General features: G+C 64.8%; 1 protein-coding gene. It reads left to right on the top strand.

The features are described 5' to 3' along the window. Positions 1 to 481: 481 nt before the first annotated feature. On the top strand, positions 482 to 3064 hold a 2583-nt coding region (locus tag WBV42_RS11820; protein WP_423986214.1), incomplete at its 3' end, for an FAD-binding and (Fe-S)-binding domain-containing protein.

Here is a 3064-nt window from a genome sequence, read left to right as displayed (position 1 = left end):
AGGGATGAGTATCGCAGTGAGCAACGCGAACGAGAAACGCAGTCGGCTGGGGAGGTCTGTGGCGCGGTGCGGAAGCGGGGCTATTGCGGTGGTCTGGATGGGTTGAAAGGGGCCGCGCGCTCGCGTTTACATGGTCGTCTCAGTGACCCCTCTCGGAGGAGGCACGAAGTGCCGACGGAGAGATGTCGCCGAGCGACCGCGAGCGCGCGGGGGCTTTCGGGGTAGTCTTCTCAGTAGTTTCAGTCGAAGTAGCTGCAGAGATTTCTCGTAGTGAGCGGGCGGGGGCTTTCGAGGCGGTCTGCCTCCTAGCGACTGCAGTCGCAAAACCACCAAACACTGCTGTTCGTAACGAGTGGACGGAGACGTTCGAAATCTGCTGCCGAGCAACTCCAATCGAAAAAGTACCAAAACCAAACAGAACTCCCCGCCGTCGTTGCCGTGGCCCACATGACTTTTCGGTCCCCCTTCCATACGCTCTACTATGGCAACACGTGACGCGGGAGACCCGGCCCGCGACGAACACGCGAACTACGATTATCATTCGGATTCTACCGCGCGCACTGGATTGGTCTCTGACCTCGTGAAACTGGTGGACGGGGAGGTTCGGTTCGACGAGTACTCCCGGCAGTTGTACGCCACGGACGCGAGCGCCTACGAGGTGACACCCATCGGCGTCGTCTTCCCAACGTCGACGGACGACGTGGCGGCGGTGATGGAGTACTGCGCCGAACGCGAAATCCCGGTCCTCCCGCGCGGCGGCGGTACGAGCCTCGCCGGACAGTCGGTTAACGAGGCCGTCGTGCTGGACTTCACCCGGCACATGGGCGACCTGCTGGAGTTCGACGTGGAGGAACGGACCGCCCGCGCACAACCCGGCACCATCCTCGGGGAGTTGAACGCGGAACTCGCCGAGTACGACCTGAAGTTCGCGCCCGACCCGGCGTGGCGGGACAAGAGCGCAATCGGCGGCGCGATTGGCAACAACTCGACGGGTGCCCACTCGCTGAAGTACGGGAAGACGGACGCCTATATCGAGGAGTGTGAAGTCGTCCTCGCCGACGGCACCGTGACGCGCTTCGGCGACGTGACACTGGAGGAGCTTCGAGAGGGTGCGAAAGCGGATTCCCTCGAAGGCCAAATCTACGCCGAAGTCCTGCGAATCGTGGAGGAGGAATCGGACGCTATCGAGGAGGTGTTCCCGCAACTCAAACGCAACGTGTCCGGGTACAACCTCGACAGGCTGGCGGAGGAAGCCGAGGAGGGGCACGTCAACCTCGCGCGCTTGCTCGCCGGGAGCGAGGGGACGCTGGCCATCGTGACGGAGGCGACGGTGAGTCTCGAACCCGTGCCCGAGACGAAGGCGATGGCGCTGTTGACCTACGACAGCCTGAACGACGCGATGGAGGACGTATCGCCGATTCTCGACCACGACCCGGCGGCCGTCGAAGTGCTGGACGACGTGCTCATCGACCTCGCCAGCGACACCGAGGAGTTCCACGACGTGGTGGAGATATTGCCGGAGGGAACCGACTCGGTCCTGCTCGTGGAGTTCTACGCGACCGACGACGAGGACGGCCGGGAGAAAGTCGCGGCGCTGCGGGAGGCCCGCGAAGGGGAACGTGCGTTCTCCCTGCTGGAGGCACACGACGAGGAGGAACGCGCCCGCTTCTGGAAACTGCGGAAGTCCGGCCTGCCGATCCTGCTCTCGCGCACGACGGACGCGAAGCACATCTCGTTCATCGAGGACGCGGCCGTCCCGCCGGAGAACCTGCCCGAGTACGTCGCCGACTTCCAACAGGTGCTGGAGGACAACGACACGTTCGCCAGCATTTACGCCCACGCCGGGCCGGGTTGTCTGCACATCCGGCCACTCGTCAACACGAAGAGTCCGGCCGGGGTGAATCAGATGGAATCCATCGCGGACGCCGTCACCGACCTCGTGGTCGAGTACGGCGGCAGCGTCTCGGGCGAACACGGTGACGGCCGCGCCCGCACGCAGTGGAACCGGAAACTGTACGGCGACCACGTCTGGGGCGTCTTCCGCGACCTGAAATCCGCCTTCGACCCGGACTGGTTGCTCAACCCCGGGCAGGTCTGTGGCGACGTGGACATGACCGAAAACCTGCGATTCGACTCCAGCTACGAGTTCGACGCCGGGTTCGACCCGGTGCTCGACTGGGAGAACGAGAACGGTTTCGAGGGGATGGTCGAACTCTGTCACGGTTGTGGCGGTTGTCGCGGCGGTCAGGAGGTCACCGGCGGCGTGATGTGTCCGACCTACCGGGCGGCCGACGAGGAGATCACGAGCACGCGAGGGCGGGCGAACATGCTCAGACAGGCGATGAGCGGTTCCCTTTCCGACGAGGAGCAGTTCGACGTGGAGTTCATGCACGAGGTGATGGACCTCTGTATCGGCTGTAAGGGCTGTGCCCGTGACTGTCCGTCCGGCGTGGACATGGCGAAGCTGAAGGCCGAAGTCGAACACGAGTACCACCAACGACACGGGACGAGCGTTCGTGACCGTCTCTTCGGCAACATCGGTCGGCTCTCGGCGCTGGGAAGCGCGTTCGCGCCGCTCTCGAACTGGGCAACGGAACTGCCGGGCGCTCGGTTCGTGGCCGAGGAACTGTTCGGTATCGCCAGCGACCGAACCCTCCCGACGTTCCACCGCGAAACGCTCGAAGACTGGTTCGCCGAGCGCGGGACGCGCGTCCCGGAGGAGGACGCCGCCCGCCGCGTCCTGCTCTTCCCGGACACCTACACGAACTACAACCACCCCGAGGCCGGAAAGGCGGCGGTTCGGGTGCTCGAAGCGGCGGGCGTCCACGTCCGGATTCCGTCCGACGTCGCCGGGAGCGGCAGACCGGCCCATTCGAAAGGCATGCTCGATACGGCGCGGAAGCAGGCCGAGACGAACGTCGAGGCACTCTCCCCGTTCGTGCGCGACGGCTGGGACGTGGTCGTGGTCGAACCGTCCGACGCGGTGATGTTCCAGTCGGACTACCTCGACCTGCTTCCCGCGACCGAGGAATCCGGGTCGTCGAGCGGGCAGTACACCGAACCC

Origin of the sequence: Haladaptatus sp. (assembly GCF_049589095.1) — an archaeon.
Classification (GTDB): Archaea; Halobacteriota; Halobacteria; order Halobacteriales; family Haladaptataceae; genus Haladaptatus.
This window is presented reverse-complemented; position numbering and strand designations above follow the sequence as displayed.